At 70.8% G+C, this 2,120-nt stretch carries 1 protein-coding gene; it reads left to right on the top strand.

What is annotated here, in order from left to right:
- The coding region (locus AB0L00_RS45780; protein WP_364444582.1) for a hypothetical protein at positions 1-2,120 on the top strand (2,120 nt) is incomplete at both ends.

Here is a 2,120-nt window from a genome sequence, read left to right as displayed (position 1 = left end):
TACTTCGTGGACACCACCGGCGTCCGGGGCGCCGTCACGGCGCTGGGGCGGATGACGGATCCGGCCGGTACGGCGTCCGCGGCCCGGGACACCTTCACGAGCACGATCGAGATGCGGGCGCATCTGAAGGAGATCCTGAACGGCGAGTACACGACCGACCGTCCGTTCGAGCCGGGGCTGTTCCGCGACACGTTCGGCGCGATGGACATCCGGGGCGGCCTGGGCCCGACCAGGTTCACCGGCGCGACCGGCGACAAGTTCGTGCTGGGCCTGATCAAGCTGTTCCTGGCCCAGAGCAGCCTCACCGACTCCGGCTCGGTCGGCTGGAGCTGGGACCAGCTGGACGTCGCCGCCGGGGACACGGCGGGGCTCGCGAGCCTCACCGCCGAGACCGACCTCACCCGGCACTGGCAGCACAACACGTCGCAGACCTCCGGGCGCACCGGCGGCAAGGAGCTCCTCCAGCTCAACTTCAACCGTGTGTACTCCTTCGAGACCACGGTGGACTTCGCGGTCTCCAGCCTCCGGGAGAAGCACTCCAAGCTGGTCCCCGGCAGCTCGGCGCACCACACCCAGGACATGGGCCCCCGGACCATGGTGTTCCTGCTGCCGGAGCCGGAGGCGCTGCTCCAGTACGCCGAGGGCCGCCTGCCGATCTCGAATCGTCAGCTCAAGGACGCGATGCTCCGCTGGCACACCGGCAGGCTGAAGCTGAGCGGTGACCTGGCGGCGAAGATCCTCATGCGCTGGAAGACCGAGACGCCCGGCCTGCCGGAGGACGTGCGGGTCTCGCGGGGGAAGCTGGGGCACTCGCTGGCGCGGATGCACACGACCGGTGCGGCGCCGGTGCTGGACCCGCAGGTCAGGGAGCAGTTCAACGCGGCGTTCGGGCACGGCCTGCGCGACCCCCACGACCCGTACCTGCACCCGCCGATGCCCGCCGACGTCGTCGCCTACGCCCAGGGCCGCGCGCCGCTCACCGACCAGCGGCTCGCCGAAGTGCTGAACGACTGGCGGAACGGCCGGTTGCGGCTCAGCGGCGACGTGGTCGCCCAGACCCTGATGCGCTGGCACGACGAGGTCCCCGACCTGCCGGCCGGGGTGAGGATCGACCGCCCCTCGCTGGTCGGCGCCATCGCCGAACTGCACACACTCGGCGGGACCCCGATCGCCTCGCTGGAGATCCGGGACCTGTTCAACGAGAGATTCCGGCAGAAGCTGGGAAACCCGCGGCGGCCGTACCACCTGATGGAGCTGCCGGAGTACCTGACCCGCGACGACCCGGGCGGCCGGTTCCTGGGCCACTCCGGCGTCCATGAGCTGAAGTACCCCGATGGGCGGACCACCTACCAGATCGTGCGGGAGGAGATCGAGCGGGTCGCCCCCGGCCTGCTGGCCGCCGGCGCGGAGATCTGGAACGGCAAGGGCCGCCGCGTCGGCCGGATGCAGGGCTCCGTCGACGCGTTGCAGGCGATCCTGGCCGAGGGCCGCGACCAGGCGATGTGGGAGGAGTTCCTGGCCAAGGACGGCTACTCCCTCTACCTCGTCAACCCCGTCGGCTGGTTCCTGACCGACATCATCGAGATCAACCTGACCGACGTGCTGACCTCCCGGCCGCAGGTGCACGACTACCGGTGGAACACCGGCATCGAGGTCTACTCCCACGGCTACGTCCCCACGTCCAAGTCCACATCCCGGGACGGCTCACAATCGTGGATGTTCGCGAAGCTGTCCGCCGGCGGCGCGCACGCGAGCGGGCCGGCCGACCTGAGAACCTCGGTGGGGCACCATCGCGGCACGACCCGCGCGGAGAACGCGGTCAGCGAGCAGACCGTCTACGACTGGGCGAACCACTACGCGGTGCGGTTCGACCACGAGCTGACGGTCACGGTCCGGCGGCTGAAGATGTCCGGCCGGCCGCTGAACAACCTGCTGCTGTCCGGGCTCGACAAGTGGACCCGCCACGGCGCGGTGGCCCGGACCACGGTGGCCGGCACGCTGGACCTCGAAGTGCCGCACGCGCTGGCGGAGGCGGGCACGCTCCGCGGCCCGGAGAACGTCCGCGACCTCATCCCGCTGGGCAGGCTGCCCGGCAACGCCTACGTCACCGGCGTCGTGCT

Origin of the sequence: Actinoallomurus sp. NPDC052308, from assembly GCF_040679195.1 — a bacterium.
Classification (GTDB): Bacteria; Actinomycetota; Actinomycetes; order Streptosporangiales; family Streptosporangiaceae; genus Actinoallomurus; species Actinoallomurus liliacearum.
Note: the sequence above shows the minus strand (reverse complement) of the source record. Positions and strands in the feature narration are given on the sequence as shown.